Source organism: Dokdonella sp. (assembly GCF_035511235.1).
In the GTDB taxonomy this organism is placed as follows: Bacteria; Pseudomonadota; Gammaproteobacteria; order Xanthomonadales; family Rhodanobacteraceae; genus Dokdonella.
The window spans coordinates 1-18,543 of the sequence record NZ_DATKFQ010000013.1; the positions used below are offsets into that span (position 1 = coordinate 1).

At 71.5% G+C, this 18,543-nt stretch carries 11 protein-coding genes; 7 read left to right on the forward strand and 4 right to left on the reverse strand.

Translation table 11 applies throughout. The features are described from left to right. Nucleotides 1-281: 281 nt before the first annotated feature. The gene (gene tyrS, locus VMR06_RS07395; RefSeq protein ID WP_325374676.1) at nucleotides 282-1,493 is read right to left on the reverse strand and encodes a tyrosine--tRNA ligase; all 1,212 of its coding nucleotides are present in this window, start codon (nucleotides 1,491-1,493) and stop codon (nucleotides 282-284) included. A gap of 176 nt (nucleotides 1,494-1,669) precedes the next feature. Here tyrS and VMR06_RS07400 point away from each other — a divergent pair, with 176 nt between their 5' ends. From VMR06_RS07400 to VMR06_RS07410, 3 genes are all read left to right on the forward strand, one after another. Continuing rightward, the gene (locus VMR06_RS07400) at nucleotides 1,670-3,148 is read left to right on the forward strand and encodes a M23 family metallopeptidase (protein ID WP_325374678.1); all 1,479 of its coding nucleotides are present in this window, start codon (nucleotides 1,670-1,672) and stop codon (nucleotides 3,146-3,148) included. Beyond that, nucleotides 3,141-4,253 (forward strand): anhydro-N-acetylmuramic acid kinase, encoded by a 1,113-nt coding sequence (locus tag VMR06_RS07405; protein WP_325374680.1) that lies wholly within the window; start codon nucleotides 3,141-3,143, stop codon nucleotides 4,251-4,253. Before VMR06_RS07400 ends, VMR06_RS07405 begins: the two co-directional genes overlap by 8 nt. A gap of 103 nt (nucleotides 4,254-4,356) precedes the next feature. Continuing rightward, the gene (locus VMR06_RS07410; protein ID WP_325374682.1) at nucleotides 4,357-5,712 is read left to right on the forward strand and encodes an AmpG family muropeptide MFS transporter; all 1,356 of its coding nucleotides are present in this window, start codon (nucleotides 4,357-4,359) and stop codon (nucleotides 5,710-5,712) included. A gap of 143 nt (nucleotides 5,713-5,855) precedes the next feature. On the opposite strand, the gene VMR06_RS07415 is transcribed toward VMR06_RS07410, so the two are convergent. Further along, a complete protein-coding gene (locus tag VMR06_RS07415; RefSeq protein ID WP_325374684.1) occupies nucleotides 5,856-6,656 on the reverse strand; it encodes an exodeoxyribonuclease III in 801 nt (266 codons plus the stop codon). Between VMR06_RS07415 and VMR06_RS07420 the strand changes: the two genes are divergently transcribed. Together VMR06_RS07420 and VMR06_RS07425 are read left to right on the forward strand one after the other, a co-directional pair. Then, entirely contained in the window at nucleotides 6,637-6,822 is a 186-nt protein-coding gene (locus VMR06_RS07420) for a hypothetical protein (RefSeq protein WP_325374686.1), read from the forward strand. The two genes, VMR06_RS07415 and VMR06_RS07420, sit on opposite strands and share 20 nt — an antisense overlap. A 60-nt stretch (nucleotides 6,823-6,882) precedes the next feature. Further along, nucleotides 6,883-8,664 carry a glucan ABC transporter ATP-binding protein/ permease gene (locus tag VMR06_RS07425; RefSeq protein WP_325374688.1) on the forward strand — a complete coding sequence of 594 codons (1,782 nt, stop codon included), beginning with the start codon at nucleotides 6,883-6,885 and terminating at the stop codon, nucleotides 8,662-8,664. Nucleotides 8,665-8,670: 6 nt separating this feature from the next. Here VMR06_RS07425 and VMR06_RS07430 read toward each other — a convergent pair whose 3' ends face one another. Next, on the reverse strand, nucleotides 8,671-10,146 hold the full coding sequence (locus VMR06_RS07430; RefSeq protein ID WP_325374690.1) for an AAA family ATPase: 1,476 nt from the start codon (nucleotides 10,144-10,146) through the stop codon (nucleotides 8,671-8,673). 155 nt (nucleotides 10,147-10,301) lie between these two features. Here VMR06_RS07430 and VMR06_RS07435 point away from each other — a divergent pair, with 155 nt between their 5' ends. Together VMR06_RS07435 and VMR06_RS07440 are read left to right on the forward strand one after the other, a co-directional pair. Next, nucleotides 10,302-12,401 carry a tetratricopeptide repeat protein gene (locus VMR06_RS07435; protein ID WP_325374692.1) on the forward strand — a complete coding sequence of 700 codons (2,100 nt, stop codon included), beginning with the start codon at nucleotides 10,302-10,304 and terminating at the stop codon, nucleotides 12,399-12,401. A gap of 96 nt (nucleotides 12,402-12,497) precedes the next feature. Further along, nucleotides 12,498-13,130 (forward strand): YbhB/YbcL family Raf kinase inhibitor-like protein, encoded by a 633-nt coding sequence (locus VMR06_RS07440; protein ID WP_325374695.1) that lies wholly within the window; start codon nucleotides 12,498-12,500, stop codon nucleotides 13,128-13,130. Between the two features lie 328 nt (nucleotides 13,131-13,458). Here the strand turns inward: VMR06_RS07440 and VMR06_RS07445 are convergent, their stop codons facing one another. Then, nucleotides 13,459-18,459, reverse strand: a complete 5,001-nt coding sequence (locus VMR06_RS07445) for a carboxypeptidase regulatory-like domain-containing protein (RefSeq protein WP_325374697.1) — start codon at nucleotides 18,457-18,459, stop codon at nucleotides 13,459-13,461. Between the last annotated feature and the right edge of the window lie 84 nt (nucleotides 18,460-18,543).

The following is an 18,543-nucleotide window of genomic DNA, read 5'->3' on the forward strand; positions in this document are numbered from 1 at the left end:
ATCGCTTGCGAGACTTTCTTCGTCCCGCCCCTCACGACATTTCGTCCGAGGGAGCCGCGCATCATACAACCATTTTCGCGTCCGTCAACACCTGCGTGCGCCTCGACTTCAACCGCTCCGCCCGCGCCCGCCGGCCCTTCCTGCGCCGACCCCGCTTCGGCCTTCCGGCCTTCCCTGCAAGGGGCGCGCATCCTAACCACATCGCTACCTTTCGGGAAGGGGGATCGATGAAAATTTCTCGGCGGCGGGCCGATCGCGCGCCGCCGCGACCGCGCGGCGCCTCAGGCCGCGACGAGGCGCACGCGCGCGAACGTGCGCTTGCCGACCTGCAGCACGCCCTCGAAGCCGGGCGCGAACATGCGCTGCGCGTCGACGACGACCTGCGCGTCGATGCGCACGGCGTTCTCCTTGAGCTTGCGATTGGCCTCGGAGTTGCTGGCGGTCAGTCCTGCCGCGGTCAGCAGCGCCGGCAGGCGCACGCCTTCGGTCGGCACCACGACATCGGTCAGCGGCAGCAGCGCGGTATCGCCTTCGCCACGCACCACGGCATGCCAGCCGGCGATCGCCTGCTCGGCGGCGGCCGCGCCGTGGAAGCGCGCCGCCAGCTCGCGCGCGAGACGCAGCTTGAGATCGCGCGGATTGAGCTGGCCGGACGCGACCGCCTCGCGCAGCTGCGCGGCTTCGGCGATCGAGATATCGAAGCTCAGCAGATCGATCCAGCGCCAGGTCAGCTCGTCGCCGATCTTCATCGTCTTGGTCACGATGTCGATCGCCGGCTCGCTGATGCCGATGTAGTTGCCGAGCGACTTGGACATCTTGGCGACGCCGTCGAGCCCCTCGAGCAGCGGCATCGTCAGCACGACCTGCGGCGGCTGCCCGTAGTGCTCCTGCAGGCCGCGGCCCATCAGCAGGTTGAACTTCTGGTCGGTGCCGCCGAGCTCGACGTCGGCGCGCAGCGCGACCGAGTCGTAGCCCTGCACCAGCGGATAGAGGAACTCGTGGATCGCGATCGGCTGCTGTGCTCCGTAACGCTTGGCGAAGTCGTCGCGCTCGAGCATGCGCGCGACCGTGTGCTGCGCGGCCAGCCGGATCATGTCGGCTGCCGGCATCGGGTCGAACCACTCGCTGTTGAAGCGCAGCTCGGTGCGCTCGCGGTCGAGCACCTTGAAGACCTGGTCGGCATAGGTCCGCGCGTTGGCCGCGACGTCCTCGCGCGTCAGCGGCTTGCGCGTGACGTTCTTGCCGGTCGGATCGCCGATCATGCCGGTGAAGTCGCCGATCAGGAAGATCACCTGGTGGCCGAGATCCTGGAACTGCCGCATCTTGTTCAACAGGACGGTGTGGCCCAGGTGCAGGTCCGGCGCAGTCGGATCGAAGCCGGCCTTGATCCGCAGCGGCCGGCCGGTCCGCAACCGCGCCTCGAGCTCGTCGTGCTTGATGATTTCTTCGGCGCCGCGACCGATCAGGTCGAGGGCGGACTGGGTAGCGGACATGAAGGATCCAGAGCAGAAGTGGGGAAGGGACGAGCGGCGCCGACCGGCCGAAAGCGAGCGCCCGCGTTAATTATTCGTTACTCAAGAAAATCACGCAAACCCGCGTAAACATTGGCGTTGACGGCGCTTGCGGGGGGCCGGTATGGTACGCCGCCAGTACCACCGAGGCGACAGCAGTGACCGACCATTCCCAGCGGCCGCAGGCCACCCGCTCGGGCAATCGCCCGCTCGCCATCCGCCGCTGGGTTCAGCGTCACTACTTTCAGCTCTATTCGCGCTGCGCGAACTGGACCTTCGTCCAGAACGTATCGGCCGCGCCGGTGTCCTGGCGGCGCGAACACTGGGTTCTCGGCGGCGCAGCCGTCACCGCCATCGTGCTGGCCGGCTTCATCGTGCCGACGTTCGCCGGCGCGACGCGCCAGGATCCGGTGCCGGTCACCTATACCACCGTGCAGATCGACCTGCCGCAGCGCCCGCTCGACGAGGCCGATCCGGCGATCGCCGCGTTGGCCGATGCCACCGCCGGCAGCGCGCCGGAATGGCGCATCGTGCGCGTCAAGGCCGGCCAGTCGCTGTCGGACATCTTCCGCGAGCAGGGCCTGTCGCCGAACGATCTGCAGCGCGCGCTCGATGCGCAGGACGACGCCTCGGCGCTGCGGCGGATCCGCCCCGGCGACGAGTTCGCGTTCGATCTGGCCGCTGACGGCTCGCTGCGTGCGATGCGCTTCGACCGCGGCGACGACGCGCGCGTGACGCTGCAGTTCAGCGGCGACGGCGTGCAGGAGGCGGTGCAGGACCGGCTGGTCGAGCGCCGCGTCCAGGTTGCGCACGGCGTGGTCACGCGATCGCTGTTCGATGCAGGCGAACAGGCCGGCATCAGCGATGCGATGGTCATCAAGCTCGCCAACGCGTTCGGCTACGACATCGACTTCGCGCAGGATCTGCGCGAGGGCGACAGCTTCAGCGTGATCTACGACGAGGTCTACCGCGAAGGCGAACGCCTGCGCAACGGCGAGGTGCTGGCGGCCACGTTCGTCAACCAGGGCAAGCGCTACACCGCGGTGCGCTACACCGACACCAACGGCGAGACCGTCTACTACACCGAGGACGGCCGCCCGCTGCGCAAGAGCTTCCTGCGCACGCCGGTCGAGTTCACGCGGATCTCCTCGAAGTTCAGTGCCGGCCGCAAGCATCCGGTGCTCGGCTACATGCGCGCGCACAAGGGCGTGGACTACGCCGCGCCGACCGGCACGCCGATCCGCGCCGCCGGCGACGGCAAGATCACGTTCCGCGGCTGGCAGAACGGCTTCGGCAACACGATCATCATCCAGCACGAAGGCAAGCACACCACGCTGTACGGCCACATGTCGCGCTTCGCGAGCGTCAAGGTCGGCCAGCGCGTGTCGCAGGGTTCGACGATCGGCTACGTCGGCTCGACGGGCCTCGCCACCGGCCCGCATCTGCACTACGAATTCCGCATCGGCGGCGCGCACCGCGATCCGCTGACGGTCACGCTGCCGCCGCCGGCTCCGCTGCCGGCCGGCGAGCTGGCCCGCTTCCGCCAGCAGACCTCGCCGATGCTGGCCAAGCTGCAGATGGTCGACGGCAGCCGCCTCGCCGCGAGCGGCTCGCCGCGGCCGGCGGGCAATGGCTGAAGCGCTCTATCTCGGACTCATTTCCGGTACCAGCGCCGACGGCATCGATGCCGCCCTGCTGAGCTTCGGCGCCGAACCGCGCATCCTCGGCGCACACACCTATCCGTATCCGGAAGCCTTGCGCGTCCGGATCCTCGCGCTGGCGCGCGCCTCGGCGCAGATCGCGCTGGACGACTACGGCGCGCTCGACGTCGAGATCGGCGCGGCGTTCGCGGCCGCTGCGCTGGCCCTGCTCGACACAGCCGGCGTCGAGGCAGCAGCGGTCCGCGCGATCGGCTCGCACGGCCAGACGATCTGCCACCGCCCCGCGGCACCGCATCCGTTCACGCTGCAGATCGGCGATCCGAGCGTGATCGCCGAGCGCACCGGCCTCGTCACGATCGCCGACTTCCGCCGCGGCGACGTCGCCGCCGGCGGCCAGGGCGCGCCGCTCGCGCCGGCGTTCCATGCCGCGGCGTTCGCCGCGCGTGCGCCGTGCGCGGTGCTCAACCTCGGCGGTATCGCCAACGTCACGCTGATCGGCGCGGACGGATCGGTGCGCGGCTTCGACACCGGGCCGGCCAACTGCCTGATGGACGCCTGGGCGTCCCGCCATCTGGGCCAGATGCGCGATGCCGGCGGCGCCTGGGCGGCCGGCGGCACGCTCGAGCCGTCGTTGCTGGCGCGCCTGCTCGACGACCCGTACTTCGCGATGCCGGCGCCCAAGAGCACCGGTCGCGAATACTTCAATCTGGACTGGCTCGACGCACGGCTGCCGGCCGCCTGCGACGCGCGCGACGTGCAGGCGACCCTGCTGGCGCTGACCGTGCGCAGCATCGCGGACGCGCTCGATCCTGCAGCGTGCGGCGGCCTGCGCGAGGTGCTGGTCTGCGGCGGCGGCGTCCACAACCGCGCGCTGATCGACGCGCTCGGCGCGGCGCTGGCCCCGGCGATCGTACGCAGCACCGCCGCGGCCGGCGTCGACCCGGACTTCGTCGAGGCCGCGACGTTCGCCTGGCTCGCGCGCGAACGCCTGGAAGGGCGCCCCGGCAACCTGCCGGCGGTGACCGGTGCGCGCGGTCCGCGCCTGCTCGGCGCGATCCATCCGCCGGGTCCCGGTCGCTGATCGGCGATCCGAAGCCACGCGGATCGGAGCGCGCCGGGGCCGAGTTCGACGCCGATGCGATGCAATCGGCCGCATGCCCGGCCGATCGGCTAGCATGCCGCGCATGACGCCCTCTTCGCCCGACCGCCGCGGCGGTCTCGCCGCGCTGCTCGGACCCTATCTCGAACGGGCACCGGTCGCCGCGCTGCTGCTCGGCATCTCCTCGGGGTTCCCGTACGCGATGATCGGCGCCACGCTGACCACGCGGCTGGCTCAGGACGGCATCGACAAGCGCTCCATCACCGCGTTCTCGCTGGCGTTCCTGGTCTACAACATCAAGTTCCTGTGGGCGCCGCTGGTCGATCGCGTGCGCCTGCCGCTGCTCGGCCGGCTCGGCCATCGCCGCTCGTGGCTGCTGCTGTCGGCCGCCGGCGTCGCGGCCGCAGTGACATTCCTCGGCTTCGCCGAACCGGCCGCACATCTGGGCGCGACTGCGGTGGCAGCGGTGCTGGTCGGCGTGGCCGGCGCGACGTTCGACATCGTCATCGACGCCTATCGCATCGAAAGCCTCGAACCGCGCCAGCTCGGCGTCGGCTCGGGCATGTCGCAGTACGGCTGGCGCATCGGCTCGGTATCGGCCGGTGCGCTGGTGCTGCTGCTGGCCGACTCGCTCGGCTGGACCGGTGCCTACCTCCTCTGCGCGGCCTTCGTGCTGCCGGCGGTGGCGGCCTGCCTGTGGCTCGGCGAGCCGCCGCGCCATCGCGAGCCGGTCGCGGCGCGCAGTGCCGCGGCGATGCTCGCCGCGGTGGTCGCGCCGTTGACCGAATTCTTCAGCCGCCACGGCGCCTGGCTGGTGCTGGCCTTCGTGCTGATGCACAAGCTCGGCGACACGCTGGCCAATCTGACGCTGCGCCTGCTGCTCGACGAGCTCGGCTACAGCAACGCGGAGATCGCCCAGTACGATGTCGGCTTCGGCTTCGTCGCCTATCTGGTCGGCATCTTCCTCGGCGGCCTGCTCTACACGCGCCTGGGCCTGAAGCGCTCGGTCATGCTGAGCCTGGTGCTGATGGGCGTGTCGAACCTGTCGTTCGCCGGACTCGCGGCCTATGGCCACAGCAATGCGCTGCTCGCGTTCGCGATGTGCTTCGAGAACATCGCCAGCGGCATCGGCGGGGTAGTCGTGGTCGCGTATCTGTCGGCGCTGTGCAATCTGTCGTTCACGGCGACGCAGTTCGCGCTGCTGTCGGCCGCCGCCTCGATCGTCGGCCGTTTCGTCACCGGCACGACCGCCGGCAGCCTGATCGAGCGCCTGGGCTACATCGACTTCTACCTGCTGACCACGGTCGCCGCGCTGCCGGGCATCGTGCTGTTCGCGTGGCTGATGCGCGCCGGCCTGGTCGAGGACACGATCGGCGAGGCCGGCCTGCGCCGCTCGGCCGATGGCGCCGCGCCGGCGCCATCGGCCGAAGCGCCTCGCTGAGATGCGCACGCCAGGCGCCTCCACCGCACTCGCCGAATCCGCTCGGACGCGATTGACCGGCACGGTGGCGATGCGGCGCGGCCGGAGCGGCGCGCGCGCCATCGCGATCGGACAGGGTGGCGGCGCGTCCGGCAGCGGTATCGCTACAGGTCGTAGTCGACCGCGTACGGCGCGTGATCGGAGAAGCGCGGCTCGGCGGTGATCGCGCAGGCGCGCACGCGGTCGCGCAGCGACGGCGTGACGATCTGGTAGTCGATGCGCCATCCGACGTTGTTGGCGCGCGCTTGGCCGCGGTTGGACCACCAGGTGTACTCGACCGCGTCGGGCTTGACCGCGCGGAAGCTGTCGACCCAGCCATGCGACGGTGCCGGCGTGCCGTCGCCGCACTCGTCGGCGATCAGGCCGTTGAGCCAGGCGCGCTCGTCGGGCAGGCAGCCGGAATTCTTCTGATTGGACGTCCAGTTCTTGATGTCGTTGCGCGCGCGCACGATGTTCCAGTCGCCGCACAGCACGTAGTCGCGTCCGCTGGCGAGCCATTCGTCGAAGACCGGCTTCAGATATGCCATCGCGCGATACTTGAACTGCTGGCGCTCGTCGCCGGACGAGCCGGACGGGATGTAGAACGAGACCACGCTGAGATTGCCGTAGCGCGCCTCGATGTAGCGCCCCTCATCGTCGAACGGGGCCCAGCCGAGCTGGGTGCGCACCTCGTCTGGCTCTCGGCGCGAGTAGATCGCGACGCCGCTGTAGCCCTTCTTGGTGATCGCGTCGCGATAGAAGCAGTGGTGGCGGTCCGGACGGAATCGGGCGTCGACGAGCTGGTCCTCCTGCGACTTGGTCTCCTGGATGCAGGTGACGTCGGCGTCCTGCTGCGCCAGCCAGTCGAAGAAGCCCTTGTTGGCTGCCGAACGGATGCCGTTGGCGTTGAAGCTGATGATGCGCATGCGGATGACCGGTGATCGTCGTCGCCAGAGCGTAGCGGCCCGGCGGCGGCAGGCCAAGCCGGTGCACGAGGGCGGTATGCCGGACCCGGCGGATCAGGCGATTGTCACGTTTGGTGTCGCAGGCCCCGATCGGCCCGCGCAGGCGGCTGCGTTCAGCCTGGCTTGAGCCGATCGATGCGCCAATGCGCGCCGCGCGATCGCGCGCCTCGAGATCGGATGAGCTGCCGTGTCGGTGTTGCGTCTGTATGGGCGGGTCCTCGGACTGCTGGCGCCCAAGTGGCGGCTGGCGATGCTGCTGGCGCTGGCCAACCTCGGCCTGGCCGGCGTGTACTTCCTGGAGCCGATGCTGTTCGGCCGTGTCGTCGACGCGCTCGGCAAGGACGGCGCGCACGACGCGCCGCGCCTGATCGCGCTGTGGGCCGGCATCGGCCTGGCAGGCGTCGTCGCCGGCGTCTGGGTGTCGCTGCACGCCGACCGCCTCGCGCACCGGCGCCGCCTGGCCGCGATCGCGGCGTTCTTCGAGCACGCCGCGACGCTGCCGCTGGCATTCCACGGCGAGAACCACACCGGTCGGCTCGGGCGCATCATGAATGCCGGTGTCGGCAATCTGTTCGGGCTGTGGCTCGGCTTCTTCCGCGAGCATCTGGCGACGCTGCTGGCGATCCTCGTGATGGTGCCGCTGGCGGTCTGGATGAACTGGCGGCTGGCCGTGCTGATGGTCGCGCTGATGATCTGCTTCACGATCTTCAACGCGGTCACCGTGCGTCGTACGCATCGCGCGCAGGGCGAGGTCGAGCGTCTGCACCAGGAGATCGCCGCGCGCGCCGGCGACGTGTTCGGCAACATCTCGGTCGTGCAGAGCTTCACGCGGATCGGCGAGGAGACCCGCTCGCTGCGCGCGCTGATGCAGCGCGTGCTGTCGGCGCAATATCCGGTGCTGAACGGCTGGGCGATCCTGTCGGTGCTCAACCGCACCGCGAGCACGCTGACGGTCGTGGCGATCTTCGCGCTCGGCGCGTATCTGCACGGGCGCGGCGAGGCCAGCGTCGGCGACATCGTCAGCTTCGTCGGCTTCTCGCTGATGCTGATCGGACGTCTCGAGCAGTTCGCGGGCTTCGTCTCGAACCTGTTCTTCCAGACCCACTCGCTGCGCGACTTCTTCACGGTGCTCGACGAGACGCCGGGCGTGACCGACGCCGACGATGCGATCAACCTGGCGACCGTGCGCGGCGAGGTCGCGTTCGAGGGTGTCGGTTTCGGCTATGGATCGGCAATGCCGGCGGTGTCGGGCCTCAGCTTCCACGTACCGGCCGGCAGCACGATCGCGCTGGTCGGCCCGACCGGCGCCGGCAAGACCACCGCGCTGTCGCTGCTGTATCGCGCCTACGATCCGCAGCACGGCCGCATCACGATCGACGGCCACGACCTGCGCACGCTGCGTCTGGAGTCGCTGCGCCGCGCGATCGCCGTGGTGTTCCAGGAGCCGGGACTGTTCTACCGCTCGATCCTCGAGAATCTGCGCGTCGCCGATCCGGAGGCCGGCCCGGCCGCGATCGAGGCGGCGATGCGCGCGGCGGAGGCGCACGAGTTCGTCCTCGCCAAACCGGACGGCTACCAGACCCTGGTCGCCGAGCGCGGCCGCTCGCTGTCGGGCGGCGAGCGCCAGCGGCTGTCGATCGCGCGCGCGATGCTCAAGGACGCGCCGATCCTGATCCTCGACGAGGCCACCAGCGCACTCGACAACGCGACCGAGGCGCGCATCCAGCGTGCATTCGCGACGCTGGCGAAAGGCCGCACGACGTTCGTGATCGCGCACCGGCTCTCGACCGTGCGCAATGCCGATCGGATCCTGGTGCTCGATCGGGGACGGCTGGTCGAGCAGGGCCGTTACGAGGAACTGATCGCAGCCGGCGGCCTGTTCGCCGAGCTCGCCAACCAGGGCCAATTCGCGGCCGATGCCGATGCCGAGGAGGCGGCAGCGGCGCCGGCACTCGCCAGCGCGGCGTAGCGCCGGTCAGTCGGCCGGTACGGTGCGCTCGCGCGCCCAGGCGCGCAGCGCGGCGACCGGCTCGGCCATCAGCACCGACAAGGGTCGCGTCGCCGCGATCGACTCGAGCAGATGGCGCTGCGCCGGCGCGGTGTCCTCGGCGACCGCCGCGTAGAGCGCGGCGACCACGACCTGCTCGATCTCGGCACCCGAATAGCCTTCGCTGGCCGCAGCCAGCGCCGGCAGGTCGAAGTCCTCGCCGCGCAAGGCGCGGCGGCGCAGATGGATCGCGAAGATCTGCTCGCGCGTCGCCGCGTCGGGCAGGTCGACGAAGAACACCTCGTCGAAGCGGCCCTTGCGCAGCAGCTCGGCCGGCAGGCGGTCGACCTGGTTGGCGGTCGCGACCAGGAACACCGCGGCCTTGCGCTCGGCCATCCAGGTCAGCAGATAGCCGAGCACGCGGCGCGAGACGCCGGCGTCGTTGTCGTCGCCGGCCAAGCCCTTCTCGATCTCGTCGATCCACAGCACGCACGGCGCCAGCAGCTCGGCATTGCGCAGGGCCTCGCGCAGGTTGCGCTCGGTCTCGCCGTGGTACTTGTTGTAGAGCGTGCCGATGTCCAGGCGCACCAGCGGTACGCCGAAGCCGCCGGCGATCGCCTTGGCGGCGAGGCTCTTGCCGCAGCCCTGCACGCCGAGCAGCAGCACGCCCTTGGGCGGATCGAGCCTGACCGGCTGGCGCGCCCCGATGAACGCGGCGCGGCGCTGCGAGACCCAGCGCTTGAGCCGCGCCAGGCCGGCGACGTCGGCGAACGCGGCGGTCTCGTACTCGAAATGCAGCAGCCCGTTGCGGTCGAGCAGGCGGTGCTTGGCCTGCGCCAGCGCCGGCAGATCCCCGACGGTCAGCGCGCCGTCGTCCTGGATCAGTTTGCGCGCGATGCGGCGCGCATCCTCGAGCACCAGCCCGCGCAGGTTGCGCACGATCGCGCGCGCGGCCTCGGCGTCGACCTCGACGCGGCGGCCGTGCTCGCGCGAATAGCGGAACGCCTCCTCGCGCAGCATCGCGGCGATCGCCTCGGCGCCCGGCAGCGGCAGCTCGAAGCGGGTCGCGTGCGGCTGCAGATCCTCGGGCAGCTCCACGCGCGGCGCGACCAGCACCAGCGTGTGCTCGGCCACGCCGCTGCGCAGCACGATCTCGCGCAGCATCCGCAGCGCCATCGGGTAGCGCAGGTACGGCATGAAGTCGAGCAGCAGGTAGATGCCGGGCTCGGCGTGGCGCTTGATCGCCTCGAGCAGGGCGGTGGTATCCGGCGGCGGCGGATCGCCGTCCATGTCCATGTCCAGACGCACCAGGCCATCGGTGATCGACCAGCGGTACAGCGGCCGCAGGCTCTGCGAGATCGCGTGACGGAAACCGTCGACGACCTGGTGCTCGGCCGCCGACTCGACGATCAGCAGCGGCGTGCGTGCGCGCAGCAGGGCGGAAAGATTCTGGTGGGGACTCATGAACGGGAGGTCGGCGGCCGGAGCGGCAGTGTAGAGCGTGGCGGCGGCTTTGGAACCGCCGCCCGCCATGCTGCGGACCGGCACGTGCGGGCATCCGCTGCCCGGCGGCGCGCTGCGGCATAATCGCCGTCTTTGCGCGCCGGATTCCCCAATTCATGTTGAAGCAATCGATCGAACTGCACCGCACGGGCCGCTACGCCGAGGCCGACGAGGGATATCGCCTCTGGCTGGCCGAGCACCCGAACGACATCGAGGCGCTCTACATGTACGGCATCCTGCGCCGCGAGCTCGGTGCCTACGACGAGGGCGAGGCGCTGATGCTGCGCGCGCACGAGCTGGCGCCGGACCGCATCGACATCATGATCGGCCTCGGCAACGTCTGCTTCGAGAAGCGCGATTTCGCCGGCGCGTGCCGGCGCTACGAGCATGCGCTGTCGTTCGATCCGAACCAGGCGATCGTGCACGCCGGGCTCGGCCAGGCACTGCTGATGCTCGGCGAGACCACGCGTGCCGAGCAGCATTTCCACATGGCGCTGCGCCTGGCCGAGTCGCCGGCCGCCCACGCGGGCCTGGGCTCGATCGCGCTCGAGCGCGGGGATGCCGAGACTGCGCTCAAGCAGCTGACCCGCGCGGCCGAACTGGCGCCGGGCGATCCGCAGATCCAGTTCCTGCTCGGCCGCGCGTTCACGCAACGCGGCACGCCCGCGTTCGCCGAACAGGCCTACGGCAACGCGCTGCGCCTGAACCCGAACCTGCATCCGGCGCGGCACATGCTCGCGCAGCTGCTGCTCGAGGGCGGACGGCCCGACGAGGCCGAGCCGCACTTCCGCACGCTGGCCGAGCATCCCTCGTTCGGTCCGATCGGCGCCCTCGGCCTCGCCGACGTCGCTCGCGCGCGCGGCGATCTGAATACCGCCGTGGAAGGCTATCGCGCGGCGCTGGCGGCGAGTCCGGGCCAGGCCCAGATCGTCGTGCCGCTGGCCTGGTGCCTGACCGAGCTCGGCCGCCGCGACGAGGCGATGGCCGCCTACGACCAGTTCCTGCAGCGCCATCCGAACGACCGCACCGTGCGCGCCGCGCGCGCCGAGGTCAATGCCGCGATCGGGCGGCCGGCCGAGGCGATCACCGAGTGGGCCGTGCTGGCCGAGCAGGATCCGGACGATCTGCAGGCGCAGATCCGCCTGGCCCAGCTGCACGAGCGGCAGGGCGAGTATCCGGCCGCGCTCGCCGCGGCCGAACGCGTCATCGCGCTCAAGCCCGACGAGCCCGGCGCGATCCTGGTCCGGATCCGGGCGCGGCTGCGCGACGGCGACGACGCCGGCGCACGCGAGCTGCTCGAGGACTGGAACAGCCGGCCGCTGTCGGAGAACAGCCGCCGCCAGTGCCTGAACTATCTCGGCCAGGTTCACGACCACGCCGGCGACCATGCCCAGGCCGCGCGCGCATTCGCGCAGGCCCAGCACGGGGCGCCGAGCGCGCTGCATCCGCTCAGCCGCACGGTGCCGGCGGAGCTCGACGCCGCGCTGGCCGGCGCCGCGAAGCCGGCCTGGGCCGAAGCGCCGGTGCTGCTGCTCGGCGCGCCGGGCAGCGGCGTCGAGCGGATCGCGGCGCTGCTCGCCGATCAGCCGGATCTGGTCGTACTGCGCGACCGCAGCGGCCGCTGGCAGCGCGACGACGATTTCACCTCGCCGCGATTCGAGGCCTATCGCGAACTCGACGACGCGGCGATCGATGCGATCCGCGCCCGCTACGTCGCGCCGCTGCGCCGCGCCGGCATCCCCGCCGACGCCACCGTGGTCGACTGGCTGCCGCGCTGGGATGCGCGCCTGCTGGCGCTGCTGCGCCAGGCGATGCCCGGCGCACGCCTGATCGTGGTCGAGCGCGATCCGCGCGATGCGCTGCTGAACTGGCTCGCGTTCGGCTGGCTGCCCGGCATCGGCTGCAGCGACGTCGCCGCCGCTGCGCGCTGGCTGGCCCGCGCGCAGCGCCATCTGCACCACGGCGCCGGCCTGGACGATCCGCGCCGGCTGCACGTCGATGCCGACGCGGTGCTGGCCGATCCGGCCACCGGCGGTGCCGGCCTGTCGGCGTTCCTCGGCCTCGGCGGTCTGCTGCGCCGCGGCCCGGAGCTGGCGCAGGCCGACCAGTGGCCCGGCGGTCTGCCGTCGCGCTTCCCGGCCGGACACTGGCGTCACTATGCGAGCGTCCTCGCCGAGCCGTTCGCGCAGGTCGCCGGCGACGACGCGGCGGCCTGAGTCCGGCGACGGCACGGCGTCGGCGTCGATGACGTCTGCGCGCGACGGCGCACCGCGACCGTTCCACGCTCTCTCACGCAACCGGAGATTGGCATCATGCAGATTCGCAGCGACGACTTTTCCCAGGACGGCCCGATTCCGGCCGCGTTCGCGTTCGGCCGGCCCGGCCCGAACGGCGAGCCCTGCGTGTTCTCGGACAACCGCAATCCGCATCTGGCCTGGCGCGACGTGCCGGAGCGGACCGCCTCGTTCGTGCTGATGTGCATCGACACCGACGTGCCGACCGTCGGCGACGACGTCAACCAGGCCGGCCGCGAAGTGCCGGCCGATCTGCCGCGCGCCGAGTTCACGCACTGGCTGATGGTCGACATTCCGGTCGACTGCCGCGAGCTGTCGGCCGGCAGTTGCTCGGAGGGCGTCGTCGCGCGCGGCAAGCGCGAGCCGTTCGGGCCGCCCGGCGCACGCCAGGGCCTCAACGACTACACCGGCTGGTTCGCCGGCGACGCCGAGATGGGCGGCGACTACTTCGGCTACGACGGTCCGTGCCCGCCGTGGAACGACGCGCGCCTGCATCACTACCACTTCCGCGTCTACGCGCTCGACGTGGCCCGGCTCGAGCTGCCGGACCGCTTCACGCTGAGCGACGTGCGCGCCGCGATGGCCGGTCACGTGCTGGCCGAAGCGGCACTGACCGGCACCTACACGCTCAACCCGCGCGTCGGACGCTGAACCGGCCGATCGCGGCGCGGCGGATCGTCCGGTCGCCGGCCGCGCTGCGGTGCCGTCGCCGGATCGGACCGGCGCCGGCATGCCGTTCCGGTAACTCGGCGAAACGGGCCGTTCGGCGATGCCGGCAGCCCGTGGATGTTCGACGCATGCTCGACCGGCCTTGCGGACCCGCCGCGACGAAACCGCCCGGGAGCGTCGGGTCCGCTCCGGCGCGGACCGACGCGCATGGTCTACGCCTCTCACGCAACGGCCCGGCCGATCCTCGCGGATCGCCGGGCCGTGCGCGGCCGCCGCGCAGGCGGCGGCCGGATCGCTGGATCGCGCGTGATCAGTCGAAGCCGTCGGAGAAGATCCGGTCGACGTCGGTCGCGACGTTCAACGTGACCGGCATGACGGCCGGACGGGCGCCGTCCGCGGCCAGGCAGATCGAGCCGCGATGCAGGCCGATCGGCTGGCTGCCGGCCGCCAGCGTCGCGGTCAGCGCGGTGCTGCCGTCACCCGGCACGTTGCCGGCGCCCGGCGCGACACTGAGCCACGGCACCGCCGTCGCGGTCGGGCCGCACGGATCGCTGTCGAGCACGTCCAGCTCGATCAGGAAATTGATCCAGCCGTAACCGGCCTCGATCATCGAGACCGGCTCGGGCAGGCCGCAGCTGGCCGACGCCCAGTACGCCGGCGCGCGGCCGCCGAGCGTGTTGCCACCGGGGTAGACGCTGGTACCGGCCTGCGTGCCGATCGGCACGTGGAGCTCGGCGACCAGCACCGCCGAGGGCGCGACCACGGCCGGCGTATCGAACGTGGCGCGATAGCGCGCCAGTGGATCGTCGGTCACGGCGACCACGGTTTCGGCGACCAGGCTCATGTTGGCCAGCGACAGCGGGCCGGCCAGCTGGTGCAGGCGGACCGTCAGCGGCTGCGTGCCGGTCGGCGAAGTCGCCGAATCGATCGCGAAGCTGATGCCGCTGATCTGCCGGATCGAGCCGCTGCCCGGGAGTTCGGCCGGCTGGAACACGCGGAAGTAGCGGTTCTCGAGCGAATAGCCGGTCGCCGGCACGACGCAGCCGACGCTCGTGAACTGCTCCGGATCGAGGCTGTTGGTCTGCGCGACCGACACCGGCACCAGCACGCTCGGATCGCCGCCGGCACGGGCCTGCCAGTTGCCGGCGACCGGGCCGGCATTGAGCAGATCGAACGGACGCTGCAGCGTCTGGCCCGGCTGCACGAACGCGCTCAGCGCACCCGGATCGGGCAGCAGGCACGGCGCGAGCAGGCGCAGATCGAAGTCGAGCGGCGTCTGGACGCCGGCGCTCAGCGTCACCGGCCGGGTCTGGCCGAGGTGGCCGTCGGCTTCGATCGTGACCGACAGCGTCCCGATCGAGCCCGGCAGCCAGTAGCGGTAGCTGCCGTCGGCGGCGGTCCTCGTCGTATAGGTCTGCGAACCGGCCTGGAGGTGCACGGTCGCGCCGGCGATCGGCAGCGGCGACAGATCGCACGACCCCAGACCGCGCACGACGCCGCCGACCGATCCGTAGTGCGCCGGCGCGGTGACCGTCATGACCGCCTCGACATCGCCGAACGGCCATTCGTACGGCGTGTCCTCGGCGACGCGCACCGCCAGCGGATAGACGCCAGGCTGGTCGAGAGAGCGCGCGTCGAAGCCGACCGTGATCGTCCGGCTCTCGCCGGCCGCGAGCGGCCCGTGGTCGGGCGCCATCGTCACCGTTCCGCTCTTGGAGATCGAATTGAACAGATGGACCTGGTCGATCATCACGTAGCCCCACGGCGGCAGGGCCGTGTAATGGAAGCGCACCTGCACCGCCGCATGACCAGCGAATGCGGACAGGTCGATCTCCTGCAGATGCGGCGCGTCGTAGGCGATGTCGGTGGTCAGGCTGTGCACGGTGGTCCAGGTCGCGCCGCCGTCGATCGAGGCGTCGACGTCCAGGCGCGGCCAGCTGTCGGCGCCGACCGACATCGCGACGAAGAAGCCCATCGACGCGGTCGCGCTGCCGGACAGGTCGATCGCCAGCGTGACCAGCGAGGTGTCGACCGGGCCGTCGTCGCGGCAGTCCCACAGATCGATGCCGGCCGGCAGGCCGTTTCCGCCGGCGTAGTTGCCCAGGCGCGTCGGCCGCGTCCAGGTGCAGCCGGTGGCGTGATTGAGCAGCGTCCAGCCGGCCGGCGGGAACGCGTCCTCGAAGTGCTCCTCGACCGCGACGCCTTCGAAACCGAACGTCAGCGGCCAGCCGCCGGTGTTGCTGACGGTCATCGTCGCGCTGCCGGTCGTGCCGAGCTCGACCGTGGCCGAGGGCCGCTCCGGATACAGCCGCAGCCGCCCGGCCGGCAGACCCAGATCGCGCCGCTCGGTGCCGGCGCCCGCGGCAACCGGTACCTGGACCTCGCCGTAGCCGGCGATCAGCGACGGACCGGGCGTCGCGATCAGCGCGCCGGCACCGGCCGGCGCGTGGATCGCGTAGTAGCCCGAACCGATCGACGGGTCGGCGCTGGCGCGCGTCGTGACCGGCGCGCCGCCGTCGACGCGCACCTGCGCGCCGTCCAGCGGCAGCGCGGTGTTGGCATCGCGGACCTGGCCGACGATCAGCGCGCCGTTCGCCGGCGCCGTGCAGCCGGTGCGGATCGCGACGTCGTCGATCGCCCAGCCGGGGCCGAGCAGATCCCACTCGTCGGTGCCGAGGTCGTCGGCATGGAAGCGGATCAGCACGGACGGGCCGATCACCGGCGTCAGATCGACCGCCTCGTCGGTCCAGCCGTCGACGAACGTGGTCGACGTCGGCACGCCCAGGCGCACCCAGGTCGCGCCGCCGTCGGTGCTGGCCTCGACGCGCGCCGGCTCGCCGCTGCTGAAAGCGTCCGGCACGTAGGTATGGAAGCTGCGATAGCGCAGCGCGGGCCGGTCCAGGCCACTGAGGTTCATCGCCGGCATGACCAGATAATCGAAGCGCGCGTCGTTGGCCCAGCCGGTGTCGGGTCCGAGCTCGTCGTTGTTGACCGCGAAGCGGCCGTGCTCGGGAATCGCGAAGTAGTTGCTCGAATATTCGCCGGCGCTGCCGAACAGCCAGCCGATGCCTTGACTGCTGCGCGTCCAGCCCGGCGGCAGCGCGCCGGATTCGAAGTTCTCGCCGAAGCTCGTGCCCGAATAGGCATAGCCGGGCGCCGCGCAGCGCGCCGCGTCGGCCTCGAGCGTCAAATCCTCGGCGCGGCTGGCGGTGAGCGGACCGAGCTCGCGCGATGCCGCGCGGTAGCCGGTGATGCCGGGCTCGACGTCGAGGCGATAGCTCGCGCCCTCGGCCAGCTGCAGCGAGTAGCGGCCACTGGACGGATCGGTCCAGATCGGCGCGAGCGGCGCGCCGACCACGGTGATGCGCGCGTGCAGCGGCCAGCCGGTCGCCGCATCGGTGACGATGCCCGAGACCTTGTGGCTCGGGGCCGCCGGCAGCACGACGTCGAGCCGCGCCTGCTGGCCGGCCGTGACGACGATGCCGGTCTCGGTGTACGGCAGATAGCCGTAGGCCGACACGCGCAGGCCATAAGTCGCGCCGGCGGCAGGCAGGCGGCGCACGTACTGGCCGCTGCCGTCGGTGGTGGTCTGGTGCACCGGCTGCGCGCCGGCGTCGAGGAAGGTCACGGTCGCGCCGGCGACCGGGCGTCCCGCCGCATCGCTGACCTGGCCGCCGACCGAACCGGTCGGGCCGCAGATCCCGGCCGCGGCGTCGACCGCCGCGACCGCGTCGATCTCGCCCCAACCGGTCGCGTAGTTCGGTACGTTGCCGGGTCCCGGCGACGGCGTGCCGCCGGTCGCATACGGGATCGGGCGTGCGGTCTGCATGATCAGGCCGCCGAGCGTCGCGTAGTCGCCGGCCAGACACGGCGCGGCGTCGATCATCAGCGCGACCAGTCCGGTCACGTGCGGCGTCGACATCGAGGTGCCGGTCATCGTGCCGTAGGCCTGGGCGTCGTCGATCAGGGCCGAGCGGATCTCCACGCCCGGCGCGACCACCTGCGGCTTGAGCTGCGGATAGCCGCGCGGATCGGGATGCAGCGGCAGGCCGGGACTCGGATCGGCGGTCGGTCCCCACAGCGAATGGACCGCGTATGCGCCGTCGTGATTGCCGGTCGAGCCGATCGCGAACGTGGTGCCGAGCGCGGCCGGGCTGGAGAGGCTCGACAGACCCGGCGGCTCGGACAGGCCGCAGCTGAACGTGTTGCCGGCCGCGAACGCCGGGAAGATGCCGGCGGCGACCCAGGCGTCGATCATGTCGGCATAGAACGCGGTGGCCGTGCCGTCGCAATTGCCTTCGGACCAGGAGTTGTTGACGACCTGCGGCCGCTTGTCCGGATCGGCGCCGCTGCCGTCGCGGCGATGCGGCGCCAGCATGAACTGGCCGCAGCGCAGCAGCATCAGCGCCGGATCGGCCTCCATCGGAAAGCCGTCGCAGGCGATCCACTGCGCGTCCGGCGCCATGCCGATGCGCTGGCGGCCGCTGGCGCTGCGGCTGTCGCCGAGGATCGTGCCGAGCACATGCGTGCCGTGCTGTTCGATGCCGGCGTACGGCTCGGGCATGACGCCGAGCCAGTTGTAGTCGTGGTCGAAGCTGCCGTTGCCGAGGTTGCCGCGATATTGCGACACCAGGGCCTCGTGCTGGAAGAAGACCGCGGTGTCGATCAGACCGACCGTCACGCCGGCGCCGGTCGTGCCCTGCGCCCAGACCCGGTCGGCCCCGACCCAGCTGAGATTGTCGCCGACCGTATCGGCGCCGCGCGCGGCGACCGCCACCGGCGGCTCGACCGGCTCGACCAGCCGTGTCGTCGGCAACGCGCGGATGCGCTTGACCTGCGGACTGGCCGCGGCGGCCTGCAGCGCGGCGATGTCGCCGTCGCGCACGACGATCGCGTTCTTGATCCAGAACGCTTCGGCCGTCGCGCCGCGCGCGCGCAGCGTCGAACGCAGCGGCGCCTGCGCGCGCTCGGCGGCGGCACGCAGCTGCTCGTAGACGTAGCGGCCGCGCTGCTGCCAGTCCATGCCGGCCGCTGCGGACAGGTCCGCCTGTTCCTTGAATTCGATGACGAAGCTGCGCGGCGTGCCGCTCTGCAGGCCGCGCAGGAGGGCCTGGTCGATCTCGGCGCCGCTGCCGTCGAGGGCCGGTCCCGGGCGCTGCGGACGGACGATCACGCCGGCCTCGGCCGGCCCGCCGAGCGCCGGCGAGGCGACCCCAGCGACGGCCGCGGCGATCGCGGTCAGCGCGGCGACGCCGAGCGCGCGCCAGGAGATGCCCGTGCCACGCCGGCCGGGCTTGCTGCTGTTGTTCATGGAGGGTCCTCGCCAGGGCCACGACGGCCCCGATTGCGGTCCCGACGGTGCCACGGGCCGCCGACGCCCACATTCGACCGCGCT

Coding starts and splice junctions, on each gene's coding strand:
- tyrS (WP_325374676.1), bottom strand. CDS start 1,493: ATGTCCGCTACCCAGTCCGCCCTCGACCTGATCGGTCGCGGCGCCGAA.
- VMR06_RS07405 (WP_325374680.1), top strand. CDS start 3,141: ATGGCTGAAGCGCTCTATCTCGGACTCATTTCCGGTACCAGCGCCGAC.
- VMR06_RS07410 (WP_325374682.1), top strand. CDS start 4,357: ATGACGCCCTCTTCGCCCGACCGCCGCGGCGGTCTCGCCGCGCTGCTC.
- VMR06_RS07415 (WP_325374684.1), bottom strand. CDS start 6,656: ATGCGCATCATCAGCTTCAACGCCAACGGCATCCGTTCGGCAGCCAAC.
- VMR06_RS07430 (WP_325374690.1), bottom strand. CDS start 10,146: ATGAGTCCCCACCAGAATCTTTCCGCCCTGCTGCGCGCACGCACGCCG.
- VMR06_RS07435 (WP_325374692.1), top strand. CDS start 10,302: ATGTTGAAGCAATCGATCGAACTGCACCGCACGGGCCGCTACGCCGAG.
- VMR06_RS07440 (WP_325374695.1), top strand. CDS start 12,498: ATGCAGATTCGCAGCGACGACTTTTCCCAGGACGGCCCGATTCCGGCC.
- VMR06_RS07445 (WP_325374697.1), bottom strand. CDS start 18,459: ATGAACAACAGCAGCAAGCCCGGCCGGCGTGGCACGGGCATCTCCTGG.